Annotated in this window: 16 protein-coding genes and 2 tRNA genes; 7 read left to right on the top strand and 11 right to left on the bottom strand. The window is 59.2% G+C overall.

The window, feature by feature from the left end; genetic code table 11:
• Positions 1 to 237: 237 nt before the first annotated feature.
• From ABIE32_RS20465 to ABIE32_RS20435, 7 genes are all read right to left on the bottom strand, one after another.
• Positions 238 to 313: transfer RNA gene (locus ABIE32_RS20465), tRNA-His, on the bottom strand.
• 61 nt (positions 314 to 374) lie between these two features.
• Positions 375 to 2,288 carry a SurA N-terminal domain-containing protein gene (locus ABIE32_RS20460; RefSeq protein WP_429018925.1) on the bottom strand — a complete coding sequence of 638 codons (1,914 nt, stop codon included), beginning with the start codon at positions 2,286 to 2,288 and terminating at the stop codon, positions 375 to 377.
• A 61-nt stretch (positions 2,289 to 2,349) separates the two neighbouring features.
• Positions 2,350 to 2,425 (bottom strand) — tRNA-Val (locus tag ABIE32_RS20455).
• A gap of 16 nt (positions 2,426 to 2,441) precedes the next feature.
• Positions 2,442 to 2,714, bottom strand: coding sequence for an HU family DNA-binding protein (locus tag ABIE32_RS20450; protein ID WP_021026954.1), 273 nt, complete (start codon positions 2,712 to 2,714; stop codon positions 2,442 to 2,444).
• Positions 2,715 to 3,020: 306 nt separating this feature from the next.
• Complete coding sequence (gene pgsA / locus ABIE32_RS20445) at positions 3,021 to 3,587, bottom strand: CDP-diacylglycerol--glycerol-3-phosphate 3-phosphatidyltransferase (RefSeq protein WP_395028373.1); 567 nt, start codon at positions 3,585 to 3,587, stop codon at positions 3,021 to 3,023.
• An 82-nt stretch (positions 3,588 to 3,669) separates the two neighbouring features.
• On the bottom strand, positions 3,670 to 5,652 hold the full coding sequence (gene uvrC, locus ABIE32_RS20440; RefSeq protein ID WP_429018921.1) for an excinuclease ABC subunit UvrC: 1,983 nt from the start codon (positions 5,650 to 5,652) through the stop codon (positions 3,670 to 3,672).
• Positions 5,653 to 5,768: 116 nt separating this feature from the next.
• The gene (locus ABIE32_RS20435; protein WP_429018919.1) at positions 5,769 to 6,998 is read right to left on the bottom strand and encodes a CaiB/BaiF CoA transferase family protein; all 1,230 of its coding nucleotides are present in this window, start codon (positions 6,996 to 6,998) and stop codon (positions 5,769 to 5,771) included.
• A 95-nt stretch (positions 6,999 to 7,093) separates the two neighbouring features.
• Here ABIE32_RS20435 and earP point away from each other — a divergent pair, with 95 nt between their 5' ends.
• The 5 genes from earP to ABIE32_RS20410 all read left to right on the top strand — a co-directional run bounded on the left by earP (position 7,094) and on the right by ABIE32_RS20410 (position 12,345).
• Positions 7,094 to 8,176 carry an elongation factor P maturation arginine rhamnosyltransferase EarP gene (gene earP / locus ABIE32_RS20430; protein WP_429018917.1) on the top strand — a complete coding sequence of 361 codons (1,083 nt, stop codon included), beginning with the start codon at positions 7,094 to 7,096 and terminating at the stop codon, positions 8,174 to 8,176.
• A gap of 164 nt (positions 8,177 to 8,340) precedes the next feature.
• On the top strand, positions 8,341 to 8,895 hold the full coding sequence (efp, locus tag ABIE32_RS20425; RefSeq protein WP_184711640.1) for an elongation factor P: 555 nt from the start codon (positions 8,341 to 8,343) through the stop codon (positions 8,893 to 8,895).
• A 316-nt stretch (positions 8,896 to 9,211) separates the two neighbouring features.
• The gene (locus ABIE32_RS20420) at positions 9,212 to 9,838 is read left to right on the top strand and encodes a DUF2239 family protein (protein ID WP_429018913.1); all 627 of its coding nucleotides are present in this window, start codon (positions 9,212 to 9,214) and stop codon (positions 9,836 to 9,838) included.
• A 118-nt stretch (positions 9,839 to 9,956) separates the two neighbouring features.
• Positions 9,957 to 11,399 carry an MATE family efflux transporter gene (locus ABIE32_RS20415; RefSeq protein WP_429018911.1) on the top strand — a complete coding sequence of 481 codons (1,443 nt, stop codon included), beginning with the start codon at positions 9,957 to 9,959 and terminating at the stop codon, positions 11,397 to 11,399.
• A 133-nt stretch (positions 11,400 to 11,532) separates the two neighbouring features.
• Entirely contained in the window at positions 11,533 to 12,345 is an 813-nt protein-coding gene (locus tag ABIE32_RS20410; protein WP_377780349.1) for a PPK2 family polyphosphate kinase, read from the top strand.
• Positions 12,346 to 12,465: 120 nt separating this feature from the next.
• Here the strand turns inward: ABIE32_RS20410 and rimO are convergent, their stop codons facing one another.
• Together rimO and phaR are read right to left on the bottom strand one after the other, a co-directional pair.
• Entirely contained in the window at positions 12,466 to 13,878 is a 1,413-nt protein-coding gene (rimO, locus tag ABIE32_RS20405) for a 30S ribosomal protein S12 methylthiotransferase RimO (RefSeq protein WP_224149796.1), read from the bottom strand.
• Positions 13,879 to 14,087: 209 nt separating this feature from the next.
• A complete protein-coding gene (gene phaR / locus ABIE32_RS20400; protein ID WP_224149797.1) occupies positions 14,088 to 14,618 on the bottom strand; it encodes a polyhydroxyalkanoate synthesis repressor PhaR in 531 nt (176 codons plus the stop codon).
• 461 nt (positions 14,619 to 15,079) lie between these two features.
• On the opposite strand from phaR, the gene ABIE32_RS20395 reads away from it, so the two are divergent.
• Positions 15,080 to 17,233 (top strand): putative bifunctional diguanylate cyclase/phosphodiesterase, encoded by a 2,154-nt coding sequence (locus ABIE32_RS20395; RefSeq protein WP_429018905.1) that lies wholly within the window; start codon positions 15,080 to 15,082, stop codon positions 17,231 to 17,233.
• Here ABIE32_RS20395 and ABIE32_RS20390 read toward each other — a convergent pair.
• Positions 17,230 to 17,634, bottom strand: coding sequence for a DUF4124 domain-containing protein (locus tag ABIE32_RS20390; protein ID WP_429018902.1), 405 nt, complete (start codon positions 17,632 to 17,634; stop codon positions 17,230 to 17,232). The genes ABIE32_RS20395 and ABIE32_RS20390 overlap by 4 nt on opposite strands.
• 282 nt (positions 17,635 to 17,916) lie before the next feature.
• On the opposite strand from ABIE32_RS20390, the gene ABIE32_RS20385 reads away from it, so the two are divergent.
• Positions 17,917 to 19,407, top strand: a complete 1,491-nt coding sequence (locus tag ABIE32_RS20385; RefSeq protein WP_429018899.1) for a hypothetical protein — start codon at positions 17,917 to 17,919, stop codon at positions 19,405 to 19,407.
• Between the two features lie 196 nt (positions 19,408 to 19,603).
• Here ABIE32_RS20385 and ABIE32_RS20380 read toward each other — a convergent pair.
• Positions 19,604 to 20,601, bottom strand: a 998-nt coding sequence (locus tag ABIE32_RS20380; protein WP_429018896.1) for a glycerophosphodiester phosphodiesterase family protein, incomplete at its 5' end; no start/stop codon positions are given.

Raw genomic sequence — 20,601 nt, 5'->3', positions numbered from 1 at the left:
TGCCAAGCGCGCCTATGACGGCCCAAGCCACAAGGGACTTTCACAGAAGTTGAGAACTTTTGAGATGTACGCGTACGCGCGCGAGACGTGGAAAGCAAGAATGCGAGCGAATGAGCAACACTAGAAGGTATGCCTTAGTTGCAAAAAACCATGCACCGATGGCTACACAGTGGCTACACGCAACAGAAAAGCAAAAACCCCACTACTTTTTTAGTAGCAGGGTTTCTTTACTATATTTGGGGTGGCTGATGGGGCTCGAACCCACGACAACAGGAATCACAATCCTGGACTCTACCAACTGAGCTACAGCCACCGTGTTGGTGAAGACATGATTATAGCGGCTAATTTACCACTTCCAACGAAAGCGAGGATTTTTATGATGCCTTGTTTTCTTGTGGACGCGGCACCTTGATCTGCACCTTGAAACGCTCCTTGAGCAATTCATAGTACGCCATGGTTTCCGCATAGCTCTCCAGACGCTCGAACTCTTGCTTCTGCGCCAGGCGCTTTTCCGCAGTGTCTTCTGCACGGGGCACAGTCTTGTTGATACGCACCACGGCGTAGCCGTCCTTACCCAGGTCCACGCCAGCCCATGCGGCCGAGCCATCGAACTTGGCCTGCATCACGGCATTGATGAGGACCGGCGACTGACCTTTGACATCCTGACGCGACACTACGATGGGAGCCGCCAGACTGGCGCCTGCGGCATCGGTCTTCCAGGCCGCCAGCTTCGCCTCACCCTCCTTGCGGGCCAACTCGGCCGCCTGCTGCGCAATGTACAAGTCATGCGCCTTGGCCTTGACTTCTTCAAATGGCAGCACCCGTGCATCCTGGTGCGAGACGATGCGGCCAGATGCCAGCATGCTGGTGCCAACCTCAATAGCCTCAGTATTGCGCTTGTTCTGCAGAGAGTCGTTCGAGAACAGTGCTTCCAAGAATGTAGGGTTGGCCAATGCACCCGTCGCACCGGCTGCAGGCGTACGGGTAATGTGCTCAGCCTTTTCAATCTTCAAACCCAGCTTTTCGGCCACAGGCTTGAGGCTGTCCGATTGCTCGAACACGGTGTTGGAAAAGGTCTCGGCCGCTTCTGCATACTTCTTCTGCACCTGCTGAGCACGCACCTCTTCTTCAAGTTTGCTGTGCAGCTCTTCAAAGGTAGGAACGCGAGGCGTCTTGACTTCACCCATCTTGATGATGTGGAAACCATATTCGGTGCTGATGACATCGCTGATTTCGCCCGTCTTCAAGGCAAATGCGGCATCTTCAAACGGCTTGACCATGTCGCCCTTCTTGAAGGCTGGCAATGCACCGCCGTTGACGGCGGAGCTGGTGTCCTGCGAATTCTTCTTGGCCAGTTCTGCAAACTGCGCAGGGTTGGCTTTTGCCTCAGCCTGCAGTGCCTCTGCACGTTGCTTGGCTTTTTCACGGTCGGCCGCTGGCATCGACTGCGGCGCGTTGATCAGGATGTGGCTGGCCGTGCGCATCTCCTGCCCCATGAAGCGGTTCAGGTTTTCCTTGTAATAGGTGCGCAGATCATCTTCGCTGGGCTTGATCATGCCTTTCACAGCGTCAGCATTCAGCACCACGTATTCGATGCTGGCTTCCTCCTGCTGGCGGAACAGTTCCTGGTTGGCTTTGTAGAAAGCCTCCAGATCCGCGTCGCTCACCTTCACTTGCGATGCAAAGGCCTTGGCATCGAAGCGTGCAATCTGGATTTCACGCTGCTGATAAAGCGCGTCGATGGCGGTCTTGGTCTGCGCATCGGTCACGAACGCGGTGTTCGAAACACCGCCCAGAACCTGACGCACAGCCAGATCACGGCGCATGCCCGCTTCAAAGCCCTCGGGGCTCATGCCCTGCGCGCCCACCAAGGCGCGATACGCCTCGACGTCCAGGCTGCCATCGGGCTTTTTCAGCGCGGCAATCTGCGGAATCTCCATCAGCGCGCGCCCCAGCGTGGCATTGTCCACGGTCAGGTGCATCTTCTGAACGGCAGCGTCCAACACCCGGTCACGCACCATACGCTCCAGCGTGAGGTAACGGGCTTCCGCACCGTCCATCCACTTGGCATCCATGTTGGGATTTTGCTGGCGCATGCGATCAGTCTCCATGCGGTGTGCATTGTCCCAATCCATTTGCGTGATCTCTTTGCCGTTGACTTTGGCGACAACGGGGCTCTTTTCGCTGAAATAGTTCTGGTTCACTCCCACCAGAACAAATGACAGAATGATCAGCAAGAACAGCGGATACATCAGCACCTTGGAGTACTTGCGGATGGATTCAAACATCGTCTAACTTTCTGAGCAAGAAAAAAGAAAAGGCGAACTTTCGTTCGCCTTTGTTCGGTGGTGGTGGGTGCTGACGGGGTCGAACCGCCGACCTACGCCTTGTAAGGGCGCCGCTCTACCAACTGAGCTAAGCACCCCACCTGATAACCTGAATTAGTTCAGAGCATCTTTCAATGCTTTACCGGGGCGGAACTTAGGCACCTTGGCAGCCTTGATCTTGATCGCTGCGCCAGTGCGGGGATTACGACCCGTACGAGCTGCGCGCTTACCAACAGCAAAAGTACCAAAACCTACCAGAGAGACTGTACCACCTTTTTTCAAGGTTTTCTTCACTGCATCAATGGTGGACTCCAGTGCGCGAGCAGCAGCGGCCTTGGAAATATCAGCATTATTAGCAATGTGCTCAATGAGTTCAGTTTTATTCACAAGCAGCCTCTATAAATCAAGAGAGTTAAGGAAGTGTGTATCTTGAAATTATGGGCAGTAAGGGCAGCACCCGTAAAGCCTCACATCGCAAAAACAACACCACTGGGAAAAAGCATTTTGTCTCAACCCCAGTGCCTTGGCAACGAAAGGATTCTAGACGGATTTTTCTGGGTGATTGCGAAAAAAATCACTTTTTTTCAGCCGGCTTGATTGGTTGGAGCCTGTTGGAGCCAAGCCCAGCGCATCTGGCAAGCCATTTGATTCGCCCAGACGCGATGCAGTCTAGCGCAAACCAGCGCACTTGCACTACGAATCAACCCTAGCCTTGATCTCTGGCAATGCCTTTTGCAGGTAGTAGACCATCGACCACACCGTCAGCACGGCGGCAGCCCAGATGAGCCAGGTACCCCACACGCCCGTATCGACAGGGCCGATCTTGCCGTCATAGAGCAGAAACGGAATGGCCACCATCTGCACCGTGGTCTTGATCTTGCCGATCATATGCACCGCCACGCTCTTGCTGGCGCCGATGCGTGCCATCCACTCACGCAGCGCGGAGATGGCAATCTCGCGCCCGATGATGATGAGGGCCACAAACACATCGGCGCGCTGCAGGTAGACCAGGATCAACAGCGAGGCACACACCAGAAACTTGTCGGCCACCGGATCGAGAAACGCCCCGAATGACGAGGTCTGGTTGAGCCGGCGCGCCAGAAAACCATCCAGCCAGTCCGTGAAGGCGAACACCACAAACATGCCGCTGGCCCACAGATTCTTCGTGGCCATGTCCAGGTGCGAGTAGTACACGCCGATGATGAGCGGGATCGCGAGGATGCGCGTCCACGTCATGATGGTGGGGATGGTGAAAAACATGCATGTATTGTGGCATGCAATGGCCCGCCGGCACGACCCTTGTTGTGACACTACGCCTGGCAGGGGCCGGCCGCACCGGCACTCAGTGCAAGGCTTTGTAGATGTCTTCTGCAAGTGCCGCCGAGATGCCCTCCACCGTCATCAGGTCATCCACGCTGGCGTCCTGCACGCCGCGTACACCGCCAAAGCGCTGCAGCAGCCTCGCCCGCTTCTTGGGGCCCACGCCCGGTATTTCTTCAAGGCTGCTGCCGCCCACGCGAACCTTGGCGCGCGCCGCGCGCATGCCGGTGATGGCAAAGCGGTGCGCTTCGTCGCGGATCTGTGCCACCAGCATGAGTGCGGCCGAATCCTTGCCCAGATAGACCTTGTCGCGGCCGTCACAGAAGACCAGCTCTTCCAGGCCCACCTTGCGGCCCTCGCCCTTTTCCACGCCCACGATGCGCGACAGATCGAGTCCAAGCTCGGTGAACACTTCACGCGCCACGCCCACCTGGCCCTTGCCGCCATCGATCAGCACAATATCGGGCAGCCTGGCGCTGCCCTGCGCAACTTCCGCCCCTCCCGCATCACGCTGCGCCTCGGCCACCTTGCTGTAGCGACGCGTGAGCACCTGGCGCATGGCCGCGTAGTCGTCGCCGCCGGTGATGCCGTCGATCTTGTAGCGCCGGTACTCGCTGCTCTGCATCTTGTGGTGGTGAAACACCACGCATGAAGCCTGTGTGTTCTCGCCTGCGGTATGCGAAATGTCGAAGCATTCGATGGTCAACTGGTCGATATCGTCCTGCGGCAGATCGAGTGCATCCACCAACGCTCGCGTGCGCGCCTGCTGCGAGCCTTCTTCGGCCAGCAGGCGCGCCAGTTGCAGCTGCGCGTTCTTCTCGGCCATCTCCAACCAGACACGGCGCTCTTCGCGCGGCTGCGATACCGCCGCTATGCGCTGCCCCACCTGCTCTGAAAGCGCACGCAGCAGCGTCGCGTCGACCGGATCGCTCACCACGAGCACTGGCGGAGGCGCCACCTGCAGGTAATGCTGCGCCACAAAGGCTTCCAGCACACGGGATTCCACTTGCTTTACCTGCTGACTGCGACCATCTGGCAAGCGCTGATTGCTATCATTTTCTTCCAAATCAGCCTGTGCGATGGCGGTGCTGTCCTCGACATGCACTGGAAAATAGGCACGGTCGCCCAGATGCCGCCCGCCGCGCACCATGGCGAGGTTGACGCAGGCCTTGCCGCCCTGCACCTTGACGGCCAGGATGTCCACATCCCGGTCGTCGGTGGTCTCCACGCTCTGCTGGTGCAACACGCTGGCCAGCGCCTTGATTTGGTTGCGGATTTCCGCCGCCTGCTCAAACTCCAGCTTGTCGGAGTGCGCCATCATGCGCGCCTCCAGCGTCTTGAGCAGCACATCCGTCTCGCCACGCAGCATGGCCTCTGCATGGGCCACATCGGCGGCATAGTCCTCCGGACCGATGTGCTCCACACACGGGGCGCTGCAGCGCTTGATCTGGTAGAGCAGGCATGGCCGCGTGCGGTTGGTGAACACGCTGTCTTCGCAGGTGCGCAGGCGAAAGACTTTCTGCAACAGCAGGATGGTCTCCTTGACCGCCCAGGCATTGGGATATGGGCCAAAGTAGCGATGCTTTTTGTCCGTGGAGCCGCGGTAGTAGGCAATGCGCGGATAGGCCTGGCTGGGCGGCGTCTTCAGATTGCCATCATGGATGGAGATGCCGGTGATCTTCAGATAGGGGTAGCTCTTGTCGTCCCGAAAGAGAATGTTGTACTTGGGATTGAGCGTCTTGATCAGGTTGTTTTCCAGCAGCAGCGCCTCGGCTTCCGAGCGCACCACCGTGGTTTCCATCCGCACGATCTTGCTGACCATGTGGCCGATTCGCGTGCCGCCATGGTCCTTCTGAAAATAGCTGGATACCCGCCGCTTGAGATTGATGGCCTTGCCCACATACAGCAGGGCATCGCTGGCATCAAAGTAGCGGTATACGCCGGGCAAGGCGGGCAGCGCGGCCACTTGGGCCAGAAGTTCGGAAGAATGCACGGAACTGGACATGGCACTATTGTGCTATGCCGTGGCACGCCCTGCGGTCAGCCGAAAAACTATGATTTTGATAGCTATAAGCGCTTAACAATAAAGCGCCAGCCATCAATTTCTCATAAAAACGCGATCTACTGAACAATGCCACGCTCGCGCAGTGCTGCGATCTGCTGCGCATCCAGCCCCATGGATTGCAACACGGCATCCGTATCGTCACCCAGGTGCGGCGCGCTGCTGCGTACCGTGCCCGGTGTGCCGCTGAGTTTGGGGACGATGCCCGGCACTTCGAGCGTGTGCCCATCGCGGGTCTGCTGCTGCAGGATCATCTGGCGCGCACGGTAGTGGGGGTCTTCCGCAATGTCCTTGGCGGTATAGACCTTGCCTGCGGGTACGCGGGCAGAAGCCAGCGCGTCCATCACCTGGGCAATATCGCGCCCGGCCGTCCAGGCGCCAATGGCGGCGTCGATTTCCTGCACCCGCGCCACGCGCCCTGCGTTGCCTGCAAGATCTGGCGCGTTGCCCAGGTCGGGACGGCCTATGGTGTCCATCAGGCGCTTGAATATGCTGTCGCCATTGCCCGCCACCAGTACCCAGCCGTCCTGGCAGGGATAGGCGTTGGAAGGCGCGATGCCCGGCAGCGCACTGCCTGCGGCTTCGCGCACCGTGCCAAAGGCGCTGTATTCAGGGATCAGGCTTTCCATCACATTAAAGACCGCTTCATGCAGGGCCACATCGATCACCTGGCCGGCTCCGCCGTTCACCTTGCGGTGGTAGAGCGCCATCATCACGCCGATCACGCCGTGCAGCGCCGCCAGCGTGTCGCCAATCGACACCCCCACCCGCACCGGCACGCGGCCGGGCTCGGCGGTCAGATGGCGCAAGCCACCCATGGCTTCGCCAATCACGCCAAAGCCAGGCAGATCGCGGTACGGGCCGCTTTGGCCATAGCCCGAGATGCGCAGCATCACCAGCCCCGGATTGATCGCATGCAATTCTTCGGGCGACATGCCCCAGGCCTCCAGCGTACCGGGACGAAAGTTCTCCACCAGCACATCGGCTTCGGCAATCAGGCGGCGGGCAATATCCTGCGCCTCTTTCTGCCGCAGATCGAGCGCCACCGACTTCTTGTTGCGCGACTGCACCTGCCACCAGACGGAGGTGCCGTCCTGCAGCAGCCGCCAATTGCGTAGCGGGTCGCCTGTGCCCGTAGCTTCAATCTTGATCACCTCGGCACCAAATTCGCCCAGTGTCTTGCCGCAGAACGGCCCGGCAATCAGTTGCCCCATCTCCACCACCTTGACGCCCTGCAGCGCCGCAGGGCTTGCATCCTGTTGAGGAAGGTTTGCAATGTTCGTATCCATCGGCGTGTCTCCGTCATTCATGGCTGACCAACATTGTCACCCAGTACCGCAGCAATGCCGGTGTCTGCGGAGACTGCACTATCATCGCCCTCCTGATGCATGAAGCCCGTCCTGCCCACCGCCCCGTCTGGGATATCTTTTGCCAGGTGATTGACAACTTTGGCGACATCGGCGTGTGCTGGCGGCTGGCGGCCGATCTGGCGCAGCGCGGCTGCCAGGTGCGCCTGTGGGTGGACGATGCCAGCGCCCTGGCCTGGATGGCGCCACAAGGCGCACCTCACGTACAGGTATGGCCGTGGCCCGAAGCTGCCCCGCCCGATGGCCCGGGCGATGTGGTGATCGAAGCTTTTGGCTGTGAAATCCCGCAATCCTTTCAGCAGGCCATCGCAGGGAAGGCGCAAGACAATCCTCGCAGTCCGGTCTGGATCAACCTGGAATACCTTTCTGCGCAAGACTATGTGGAACGCTGCCACCGCCTGCCCTCGCGCCTGATGAGCGGACCTGCAGCGGGGCTCACGCGCTGGTTCTTCTACCCCGGATTCACCGACCGCACCGGTGGCCTGTTGCGTGAAGCCGCTCTGGCAGAGCGCCAGGCCGCATTTGACCGCCCTGCCTGGCGTGCTCGCCATGGCTTACAGGATAGTGACCTGGTTTTTTCGTTGTTCTGCTATGAACCAGCTGCCTTTGCACAGGTATTTGCAGCCAGCGGGCCCGGTGTGCAATGGCTCGTGACGCCCGGGCGAGCAACAGCGCTCGCGCAATCGACGCCGCAGGCGGCAGGCGCCGCCCATGTGCATTACCTGCCAACAGGCACCCAATTGCAGTTTGACGACATGCTGTGGGCCTGCGACCTCAATTTTGTCCGCGGCGAAGATTCCCTGGTGCGCGCCATCTGGGCAGGCAAGCCATTCATCTGGCAAATCTATCCGCAGGATGACAATGCGCACCACGCCAAGCTGGCGGCTTTTCTGGACTGGCTGGAGGCGCCAGCCAGCCTGCGTGAGGCCCACGCGTTGTGGAATGGCATCGCTCCCGCAGATGCGCCATTGCCATGGCCCACACCGAGCCCGGCCCTGCTTGCCCTATGGGCAACCTGCGTGCAGGCTGCACGCCACAGGCTGCAGGCCCAGCCCAGCCTCACCGAACAGCTCATGGCGTTTGTGGGCGAAAAAGGTTAGAATCGAAGTCTTTGCGCTTTTCCGCTTTTGGATCGCCAATCGGCCCAACGGATGCGCTCAACGCCGCGGAACATGCTACGGCGCAGCACAGGCAGTGCTCTCGTCCACTGCATCATTTGCCGCCCGTAGCCGTTTGAGCGGCCCCAACACAGGCAAATACTGCTATGAAAATCGCTCAAGAAATCCGTGCCGGCAACGTGATCATGTTCGGCAAAGACCCGATGATCGTTCTGAAGACCGAATATGCTCGCGGCGGCCGTGGTGCTGCAACCGTGCGCATGAAGCTCAAGAGCCTGATCGGCAACTTCGGCACGGAAAACGTGTTCAAGGCCGACGACAAGATCGACAACGTGATCCTGGACAAGAAGGATTGCACCTACTCGTACTTCGCTGACCCGATGTATGTGTGGATGGACCCCGAGTTCAACCAGTACGAAGTGGAAGCCGAAAACATGGCTGACGCACTGAACTACCTGGAAGACGGCATGGAAGCCGAAGTCGTGTTCTACGACGGCAAGGCCATCTCGGTGGAACTGCCCACCACCATCGTGCGCGAAATCACCTGGACCGAGCCCGCCGTCAAGGGCGACACCTCTGGCAAGGTCCTCAAGCCCGCCAAGATCGCAACCGGTTTTGAAGTGGCCGTGCCACTGTTCGTGAGCCAGGAAGACAAGATCGAAATCGACACCCGCACCGGCGAATACCGCAAGCGCGTGTAATGCAGCGTCGGCCTCCCGGGCCGACTTTGCAGATCGACTTCACACAAAGCCTCCAGCCAGCTGGAGGCTTTTTTGCGTCTGGGGCGCCCCTCGCCAACAGGGCAACAAATCCAGACCCATGCACCGCAAAGCGCAGGGCTACCGTGCAGATGCCCCTACCCATACCTTGATGGAAGTGCCTACTTCTCCTGAAAGCACAGCCTTCCACCTGATTACCCGGAAAATCCCAGAAACATATTTTTACCCACTAAAAATACAAATTTATTTTTGCCCAGGTAGAATTCGACGCCATATTGATAGAAATTCTGGACTCATCATGGACCATGACCAAGCCGAAGCCCGGCTGACCATTTTTCAAGGCATGCAACGGGTACTGCAGGCAGACCGGCTGAGCGTGCTGCGTTATCTGCAGAACCACGACGAACTGCACCCGCAAGGCAGTACGCCTGCGCCGTGGGTGTTCGACGATGCCACAGGTTTGCGCCTGGATCTGAATTGGCGTGCCGAACTGGCTGAACATGCGGCAGCCGCATCGCCTGGCCCTGCAGCCAATTCCCCCTCCTCAGCCGGCGTCGACAGCCGCAACGCTACCCGCTCGCGCGCAGTGGGCCGCCCCAAGCTGGGTGTGGTTTCACGGGAAGTCACCCTGCTACCACGCCACTGGGAATGGCTGGGTCGCCAGCCCGGCGGCGCGTCGGCTGCGTTGCGCCGCCTGATCGAAGACGCCCGCAACGCCCATGCTGCGCAGGACGCCCGGCGTGCAGCAACCGAAGCCACTTATCGCTTCATGCAGGAAATGGCCGGGGACCAGCCGGGCTTTGAGGAGGCCTGCCGCGCATTGTTCGCCAGAAAGGAGTCGGCTTTCCAGCTGCAGACCCAGGGCTGGCCAGACGATGTACAGGCCTACCTCCACCAGCTCAGCCGCCCTGTCTGGGCAGGCTGATCTGCCATTTACCGAGCCATCGACCAATCTTGCCAGCGCACATGACCATGCGCCGAACATTCGCGTGTTCGCGCGCTCGGCTCAATTTTTTACATTTAGCAAAAAATCACAACAACAGATGCAAGCCTCCGCCTCTCCCGCGCCCAACGCTGCACAGGCAACGCAGCCATCCGGCACTCCCCCGCCCGCGTCATTGACGCAGCCCTCCGGGAATGCACCACAACGCCCTCTGTGGAAGGTGTTCATGGTCTTTCTGGGGCCCATGATCCTGTCCAACATCCTGCAGTCGCTCTCGGGCACGCTCAACAGCATGTTTCTGGGCCAGATGATGGGGTTCAAGGCGCTGGCGGCCGTCGCAGCCTTCTTTCCAGTGATGTTCGTGTTCATCGCCTTTGTCATTGGCCTGGGCGCCGGTGCCTCGGTGCTGATTGGGCAGGCCTGGGGAGCGCGCCAGTTGGACAAGGTGCGCGCCATTGCCGGCACCACCTTGCTCGTGGGCCTGATCTTTGGCGCCGTGGTGGCCGTGTTTGGCGGGCTGTTCACGCGCCCCATCATGCAGTTGCTGGGTACGCCGGCGGACATTCTGGAGCAAGCAACCATTTACTCCCGCATCGTGCTGCTGGGCATGCCGGGGTTGTTTGTGTTCCTGCTGGCCACATCGCTGCTGCGCGGCGTGGGCGACACACTCACACCGATGTGGTCGCTGATCCTGTCCACGGCCATTGGCCTCATCAGCACACCCGCACTGATTGCAGGCTGGTGGGGCCTGCCCCAATTGGGGGTGGCCAGTGCAGGGGTGTCGATGATTCTGGGTTTCAGCATCGCCCTGGTCTGGCTAGGGGTACACCTGCGCCACCAGGGCAGCGTGCTCGCACCGGGTCGTGCGCTTCTCAAGGCCATGCGCATTGATGCCGTGCTGCTCAAGGGCGTGCTGCGCGTAGGCATTCCCACAGGCGTGCTGATGATTGCCACATCGCTCGCGGGCCTGGTGGTGATGTCGCTGATCAATGGCTTTGGCTCCAGCGCCACGGCCGCGTATGGCGCGGTCAACCAGATCAACTCCTTTGCCCAGTTTCCCCTGATCTCGATCGCAATCACCGCGTCCATCCTGGGTGCGCAGGCTATTGGCGCAGGCCATAGTGAGCGCCTGCCTGCCATTGCGCGCACGGCCCTCACCATCAATCTGGCGCTGGGTGGCGCGACGGCGCTCGCCGGTTCGTTGTTTGCCAGGCCTTTGCTGCGCATCTTCATTACCGACGAGCAAGTGCTGCATGTGGCGGTCGAGCTGCTGTACATCGTGCTCTGGAGTGGCTTGCTGTTTGGCGCCTTTGCATCGTTGTCGGCGCTGATGCGGGCCAGCGGCGATGTGGTGGTGCCCACCGCCATCACCATTGCCGTGCTGACGGTGCTGGAGTTGCCGCTCGCCTGGCTGCTGAGCCAGCGCTTCGGCCTGATCGGCATCTGGATGGCGTTTCCGCTCTCCTACAGCATCACCCTGGGACTGCAGACCTGGTACTACAAGGCCGTCTGGAAGAAGCGACCGATCCGCAAAATGGTATGAGCACCGCCCACTGGGCGGCGTGGATTCGGTAAAGCTTTGTCAGCCATTGCGGCAACTGCGCGGCCGCATGGTGACAGCCTGTTCAAAAACTGAAATCATGGCCAACCTGCACTTGTGGCACCGACACCTCTCTATGCCCGATACCAAGAAATACCGCGTTCCCATCAAAGGCAAGGTCAAACTGGCCGACTACGATCCTGCGGCAACCCCATTTGCGCACGACAGCATCAAAGCCCAGGAGAAGGACCTCAAAGCACTGAACCAGCAGCTGGCCCGGCTGACGCGACCGCTGCAGGCAGAATGCAAGCGCTCCATCCTGCTGGTATTGCAGGGTATGGACGCGTCGGGCAAGGACGGCACGGTACGCGGCGTATTCAAATACACCAGCCCGTTGGGTGTGCGGCTGGTCACCTTCAAGGCGCCCTCCAAGGAAGAGTTGGCCCACGACTACCTGTGGCGCTGCCACGCCATGGTGCCCGCCAAAGGCGAAATCGGAGTGTGGAACCGCAGCCACTACGAAGACGTGCTGGTGCCCGTCGTCAACCAGTGGATCGACAAGGACACCACCCGGCAGCGCTATGCACAGATCAACGACTTTGAACGCCTGCTGACCGAGAACGGCACCACCGTTCTCAAGTGCATGCTGCACATCAGCAAGGACGAGCAGCGCAAGCGCCTGCAGGAGCGCATCGATACCCCTGAAAAGCGCTGGAAGTTCAGCCTGGGCGATCTGGACGTGCGCAAGCAGTGGGACGACTACCAGCAGGCCTACGAAGACCTGCTGGAGGCAACCTCGACCGCGCATGCGCCCTGGTACATCATTCCAGCCGACGACAAGCTGCACCGTAACCTGATGGTGAGCACCCTGCTCAACCACACGCTGCTGGACATGCAGCCCCAATACCCGGTGGATTATCCCGAACTCGCTGGCCTGCGGGTGGTCTGAGCCACTCCCTCGCGGCACGCTCAAACAGCATTTTTCAAATAAAAAAGCTGCTGGCGCACATTAGGTGCGCGCCAGAAGCTATTATTTTTATAGTACTAAGCGCCAGTCAGGACCAGACCGTTAGACGGGGATGCCCACCAGATCGTGCCCCTGGCTGCGCAGGATGCGCACCTTGATCAGCTCGCCCACCTTATAGGTCTTGCTTGCCTTCTCTGGCGGCATCAGGTGAACCACGCCATCGATTTCAGGTGCATCGGCATAGGTGCGGGCCACGCCACCCTTCTTGCCCAGACCGATGGATTTGTCCACCAGCACCTGCATGGTCTGGCCCACGCGGCGCTCCAGACGTTTGGCAGACACCTCTTCGGCTACTTCCATGAAACGGGCGCGGCGCGCCTCGCGCACCTCCTGCGGCAGCATGCCGGGCAGGTCGTTGGCGGTCGCACCGTCCACCGGGCTGTAGGCAAAACAGCCAGCGCGGTCGATCTCGGCCTCGCGGATGAAATCCAGCAAGTGCTCGAACTCTTCTTCGGTCTCGCCCGGAAAGCCTGCAATGAAAGTGGAGCGGATCACCAGTTCAGGGCAGATCTTGCGCCACTCCATGATGCGTTCGAGGTTCTTTTCACCGCTGGCGGGGCGCTTCATGCGCCGCAATACATCAGGGTGGCTGTGCTGCAGGGGCACATCCAGGTAAGGCAGTACCAGACCCTGCGCCATCAGCGGCAGAATGGCGTCGACGGTCGGATAAGGATAGACATAGTGCAGGCGCACCCAGGCGCCATAGGGCTTGGCCAGCTCACCGAGCGTCTGCACCAGCTCCAGCATGCGGGTCTTGACGGGTTTTCCATCCCAGAAGCCCGTGCGGTATTTCACATCCACGCCATAGGCAGAGGTGTCCTGGCTGATCACCAGCAACTCCTTCACACCGCCTTCAAACAGCGCCTTGGCTTCCTTGAGCACATCGCCGATCGGGCGGCTGACCAGGTCGCCCCGCATCGACGGGATGATGCAGAAAGTACAGCGGTGGTTGCAACCCTCGCTGATCTTCAGATACGCGTAATGCTTGGGCGTGAGCTTGATGCCGGCTTCGCCAAAGCTGCCAGGCACCAGATCGATGAAAGGGTCATGGGGCTTGGGCAGATTCGTGTGCACCGCATCCATCACCTCCTGCGTGGCGTGTGGCCCGGTCACCGCCAGCACGCTGGGGTGCATTTGCTTGACCATGTTGCCGCCGTTCTCGCCCGTCTTCGCGCCGAGGCAGCCGGTCACAATCACCTTGCCATTCTCGGCCAGCGCCTCGCCAATCGTGTCCAGGCTCTCCTTGACGGCGTCGTCGATGAAACCGCAGGTGTTCACGATCACCAGATCTGCGCCCTCGAAGGTCTTGGAAGTCTGGTAGCCCTCTGCGCTCAATTGCGTCAGGATCAATTCACTGTCGGTCAGTGCCTTGGGGCAGCCCAACGACACGAAGCCCACTTTGGGGACCTTGGCTGTGCCGGGGACGGAGTTCGCGGGGGTGATGGTTTCGGTCATAGGGCGGGTATTTTCGCAGTTTTGCGTGAAACTCCGCAGCGCTAGGGTTTGTGCGCAGCAGCATGTCTGTCACACGGCCCTGCTCCAAAGCCATAAAAATACCCGCCAGCGTATACCACGCAGGCGGGATCAGCTATCAATTTTGATAGGGTGTGGGGGGAGAGGCCAACGGCACCCGCGCCAAAAGCCACTTCCGGTCAGGGAACCACTCAGGGCCGCTTGACGCCAAAGGCTGCCAGCATCTGCTCGGTCTGCTTTTGCATCTGCTCCTGCATCTGCTGAAAGAACTGCTGTGACTGCGCCTGATAGGTGCCTGCTGCAGCCGACATGTCCTGCATTCCCATGAGGTTGCGCCATGCATCAGGCGCAGCGCCCTTCATCTGCTCGGCAAAGCGCGACTGCATCTCGGTGAACATCTGCACGTTGCGCTCCAGGTACGAGCCCATGAAGCCCTGCATGGCATGGCCATAGAAACGGATGATGTTGGCCAGCATGGCTTCGGTGAACATGGGGGCGCCGCCCGCCTCCTCTTCCAGAATGATCTGCAGCAGGATGCTGCGTGTCAGGTCTTCGCCAGTTTTGGCATCCTTGACGATGATTGGCTCATTCTGCATCACCAGTCCCTTGACTTCGGCAAGCGTGATGTAGGCAGAGGTCTGGGTATCGTACAGACGGCGGTTGGGATACTTCTTGATGACGCGCTCGGAAGCGGCTGCATTTCCTGGATTGTTTTCCGACACGCGGATCTCCTGTCTGTTTCTGGCTTGAACAAGGTACTGACGCCCATCGCATCAATATGATCGGCACCAAGGTGCCATGCCTAGGATTGTAGTGAGGCGCGTCCTTTATTGCGCCGCAGCACTTACCCTGATAGAACGGTTGACAGACATCGTCTTCGGCAGCGGATGTACATTGCTGCAACCGATCAAACCCATGGAATTTTGGTTTATTTATTAATTTTATCTATGAATTTATAGATAAAAACAATTACAAAGATTGTAAATATAGTTCATCGGATGCATGGTACCGATAACAACTTCGCTATGGGTACGCGGAAGGAATGTAAGCAAAAGCCTTCCCTATTCACAAACAGCAGCAATCTGTCGCTTTTTTCTACGGTAATAGGAAAAAGGAATGGTTATACTCTTTTTAACAAAATCAAAGGCGTAACCTTGGGTTCGCCGCTCACCGACCTTTCTCCGTGACAACCCCTCTGCACTACCGGCACCGCCCACAGCGCTCCACCGCTGCTGCCACGGCCTGCCCCACAGGTAATGCAACAGCTGCCCCCACACCCATCCAGTTGCAGGCCATGGCAGATTGCATGCCTCAGTTGACCTGGATGCAAGGCAGCGCCCATCAGGCGCCTCACTGGAATCCTGCCTGGCAACAATGGGGTGGTCTGCAGGATGCAAATGCGGATTCGGCAATCGACTGGACGGCCCAGGTTCATCCTCTGGAGCGCGGTACGGTGCAGCAGCAATGGCTGAGCCAGACCCAGTCGGGCACCGACACCCCCGGTCATCTGGAATGCGATGCACGCCTGCACCATCACTCGGGCACCTATCGCTGGTGCCGCGTCCAAGCCTATCCCGTTGCACTGGAAGGCGGCGAGTCCACATGGCTGGTCAATGCTGTCGACATCCATGACCAGGTCGAGCGCTCCCATCTACTGCAGCAAGAGGTGCTGGCCCAATCCCAGATGCTGGATGTCAGCATGGATTGCATCAAGGTCATCCGCCCCGATGGGTCGTTGGCGCACATGAACAGGTTCGGCTGCGATGCACTTGGGATTGCACCGGAATCAGGCTTCGGCATGCAATGGCTTGAATTACTGCCGCCAGAAGTTCGCCCACGCGGCAAACGCGCCTTGCAGCAAGCGACGGCCGGCAAGAACGCCCGTTTTGAAGGTACCAGCCTGATCGCCGGGCAAAAGCCGCAGTATTGGGACAACGTGTTGACCCCTATCAAGGCAACCGATGGCAGCACCACAGCCATTCTGTGCGTATCACGCGATGTGACCGTGCAGCGAGAAACCGCTTTGCACATGCGTGAAGCCAATGAACAGGACGACCTGACCGGCTTGCCCAATCGCCGCGTCTTCAAGGCCAAGGTTCAGCAGATCATCAAGCATGCCCGCGAACATGACCTGCAGTTTGGCGTCATGCTGCTGGACCTGGACCATTTCAAGTACATCAACGACACGCTCGGCCATGTCGCAGGGGATCACCTGCTGCGCGTACTCTCCCGCAGGTTGGCTGCGCTGCTTTCCCCCGACTCGGTGCTTGCTCGCCTGGGCGGCGACGAATTCGCGATTGCAGTCCGTCATATTGCGGACGAGAACGACCTGCTGAATCTGGCAGAAATCGTTCGCCAGCAAATCAACACCCCCATCACCTACGCCGGCAAGCCCATCAATGGCGGCATGAGCATTGGCTGCGCCCTGTATCCCCGCGATGCGAGCGATACATCGGGGCTGCTCAAATGCGCCGACACCGCCTTGAACGACATGAAAGCGATTGGTCGCGGCGGTGTGCGCCTGTTCAGCAAGGAGATGCACGAGGCCGCCATGCGCGCGGCTTCACAGGTTCACCAAGCCCGGGAAATCGTGCGCAATCAGCTTATCAAGCCCTACTACCAGCCCAAAGTCAATATCGACACAGGCGAAGTCGTCGGGTTCGAAGCCCTGCTGCGCTGGCAACCGCCTCAAGGCGATGTGCAACTGCCTCACACGGTCGCAGAGGCATTCAAGGACTACGAACTGGCCACCAGGATCAGCGACGCCATGCAGACGCGGGTGTTTGCCGACATGACCCAGTGGCTGGCGCATGGCATGGCGGTACCGCCCATTTCCATCAATGCAGCACCGGTCGAGTTCCTGCGCGACGATTTCGCCGAGCGCATGCTCGAACGCCTGCGCCAACACCACGTCCCAACCCACCTGGTGGAGTTGGAGATCACGGAATACATTCTTGGTGACCGCGGCTCGGAACTCGTCGCCCGCGCCTTGACCTTGCTCAAGAAGGCAGGTGTGCGCATTGCGCTGGATGACTTTGGTACCGGCCACTCATCCTTTACCGACCTGCGCGACTACCCCGTCGACTGCCTGAAGATCGACAAGAGCTTTGTGCAGCGCATGACCCATGAACGCGCCATTCTTGCCATCGTCAAAGCCATGTGCCAACTGGGCACCGATCTGTCACTCGATATCGTGGCCGAGGGCATAGAAACCCAGGAACAGCGCATGGCGCTCATAAGCGCTGGATGCCACATCGGCCAGGGCTACCTGTTTGGACGAGCATTGCCAGCAGCAACCGTGGTGGAAATGCTTACATCCCCCACCAGGCCTGCTTAACCGCAGCGCTGCTTGAGCGCTTCAAAATCCTGCCGCTTCTGGTTTCGAATGGGCAGCGGCAACGCAACGGAATCCGCCTCCACCTGCAACCTCTGCATCTCTTGCGCATTTGGGCAATCGCTCGGGCGCTCTGCAGCCGCCGGCTGCGCTGCCGGAGCAGATACCCCAGCCGACTGGGGAGGCGGGCGTTGCGCAAGCGGCTTGCTGCCCTCCGAAGGATTGACGCCCTTGCTTGAAGGCGTCACCACCAGTTCCTCCGCCTTTTGCCCCGCCGCACACGGCTCATCCTGAAAACTGGTGCGCCCATTGGCATCCACACATTTGTTGATGGCCCAGGCATTGCCGGATACACCGCCCATCGAGACCATAGATATCAGCACAGCCATTGCGAGTTTTGACACGGGCTTTCCTTTGCATCATCAGCTATGCAGGGAATTATGCGCGAGCAGCCTGTGGCCCGCTACACAGTCTCATCCATGCCAGGCTCGCCAGAAACTCCTGCCTGTGCGGTTATGCAGTCAAGGGAATCGCCTCTCTCTTTCAACCGCTGCATATCCAATTGCATGCCAAGCCACACTTTGCCAAACACTGTCAACCTGCATAAGGCCATGCCGCATTGCGAGGGTTTGCAAACAAAATTGCATTAACCAATATCAATGTAACCACTCACTAATGCGCAAACTATGCTGAAGAAACTTCGCTGGCTCGGCCTCGCTCTCGCCTCGGCTGCCATGGCCAACTATTCCCATGCCGTGGAGAATGAGGTCATCATGGATTTCGCCGGGCAGCCCAACAATCTGCCCCTGTACACCTCTGCAAGCGGATTGGGAACCATGTCTGTGAGCCCTGCAGGCGGCGGCGGCTTTGCCGTCCCCACAGGGCATACCGCATTTGTGACCTTGCCTGGGGGCGGGATCACCACCGTTTTTACACCATCAAGCACCGCCGTACCCACGCGTATCGCGTTCTACGATCAGCGCGCGTCCACCTATCGCAACATCAGTGCCAAATGCCTGAATCCTTCAACGCAAGTCATTGAACCTTGCGATTTAAGTAATGTGGCCAGCTTCCCCCGGACAGACAACCCAACGGGCGTAGCTCCGTACACGCAAGTTCCCGCCTATACATGGTTCCCAGCCCCCACCAGCATCCTGCGTGCATCCACTCCCGGCGCTGCAAACCAGAACATCCAGAGTAACGGTGGCTACATCACGCTGCCGCCCTATGTGCGGGAGATTACGGTAACCGCTTATGGATCCGGGAACGCGGATTTCTCTGGCACCGATATCTACATGGCAGACGCACCCAGTGTCAGCAAAGCCTTTGCGCCTTCGGCAGTCACCCCCGGCGGGCAGACCACGCTGACAATCACCATCAAGAACCCAGGCTTGGGAGCACCCATTCCCGCAGTCAACATCAGCGATGCATTGCCGGCGCCGCTAAAGCTTGTAAGCGCTTCGCACACCTGCACCGGAGGCACATTGACCGCCGCGCCCGGTTCAGGCTCGCTCACCCTGACCGGAACCACGCTGCCGGTGGCTGGCTGCCAGATATCTGCCGTGGTGGAATGGCCAGGCGATGCGACAGGCATTTCCGCTTGCACGGCGACTCCGACAATTACGAACCGAATTACGCCGCCAGCACAATTCAGCACAGCTGTCGGTCAACTGAATACCGAGGCACTGGCCGATCTCAGCTGCTCGTACACGCCACCTCCACCAGTGGTAAGCCTTGCTTGCACACCGACAGAGCTGTTCGATTCTCCGAACCAACAATCTGTTTGCACCATCACATCCAATACGGCAGCCGGGGCTTCCGGTTTGAATGTGAACCTGAGCTTGCCCCCAAGCAATCCAAGATACTCTTCCACCTGCCCTGCCCTGATCACCATTGCGGGGGGCCAGATATCCGTCACCTGCACCATCACCGCCACCGCGAATACAGTGGTCGGCGATGGCGATGTTGTTGCTGCATTGTCCATTGCGGCCCCCAGCAATGCGAATGATTACACCGTCACCGGAACACCTGCCCAGGTAATCGTCAGAGATGACGACAAGGCCAGCCCACAAGGCGCCGCCCCCGTTCCATCGTTGAACAGTCTTGCCACCATACTGTTGGCACTGATTTTTGCTGCATTCGGCTTGGTAAAGGTCGGGCGCAGACCAGGCAACTAAAAACACGCTGAAAAATAAAACCAGTCAGTCCCTGACTGGTTTTTTGCAGAAATCGGATAGAGAACAGGATGACATGCAATTGGCTGCGACCTGAAACCCCCCCCAGTTCCCTGAAGAGTTCCCCGGGGACTCGCGCCAGCCTCCCAAGGTACTGCTAGCGACACAACAGACGCTCTGAAGCAGTGCCAGCGCTAGGCTATCGCTTGCTAACTGGCGGCGGCAGTGCCTTTCCCCTGGCTTGCAGTACTCGGCGCGCCATGTCGGGTAAGTCTGTAATGATTCCGTCCACGCCAATGTCGATCAGGCTTCCCAATGTGCGCTCGTCAGACACTGTCCAGGGGATCACCTTGATTCCCGCCTGATGGGCGCTGTCCACCATGGCCTTGGTAGTGTAGGGAACATAGTTGGCATCGCCCACCTTGCCGTTTTGCGGATCGCCGTGCACGGGCGATATGGCATCGGCACCAAACGACGCGGCAGCTTTGACGAGGTCGCCTCCAAACTCGTCAATATCGATACCACCCAACCAGGGCGATGCGCCGGGCTTGCCGGCTTGCAAAAACTGCTGCCCATTGGTAAGCGCCACAATGGGCAAGCTGGGGTCGAGCTTGCGCACTAACATCAGAGATCCCCAGTCAAAGCTTTGAATCGTGACTTGACGCTGCAGGCCGGCAAGCTGTATCTCGTCCAATACCGTGCGCACAAACTGCTCTCGCGGAGCCGTCTCATGCGGGGCTCCGGCTTCTACTTTGGTTTCAATGTTCAGTAATACATTCTCGGCGCGGTAGCTTTTGACCAGGCTCAGCACCTCGCGCAAGGTCAGCATCCGGGCACCGGGCGATGTTTGCTGTTGTGGGTAATCGGCCAGGCGCAAGCTGCCGCAATCCATGGTTTTGACTTGGGCCAGTGTCAGGTCCTTGATGTACTTGCCGACATACGGGTACTGCGGATCATTGTCAGTAAGTGGTGCCGTGTCCTTGCACTTTTTGTCTGAGATTTTACGGTCATGGGTCACTACGGCCACGCCGTCCTTGGTGATCTGGGTGTCCATCTCCAGCGTGGTCACGCCCATTTGTAGCGCATTGCTGAAGGAGGCAATGGGCCTTGTTGCATAAATCGGTTTGGGACTGAGTCTCCCCAAACCCCAGACGTAGTTATGCCACGGCCACCGTTTGGGGCGTGCCCAGCTCGGTG

It is taken from the genome of Comamonas sp. 4034 (genome assembly GCF_050434545.1).
GTDB lineage: Bacteria > Pseudomonadota > Gammaproteobacteria > Burkholderiales > Burkholderiaceae_C > Comamonas > Comamonas odontotermitis.
The sequence above is the reverse complement of the archived record's forward strand: the minus strand, read 5'-3'. Positions and strand labels throughout refer to the sequence as shown.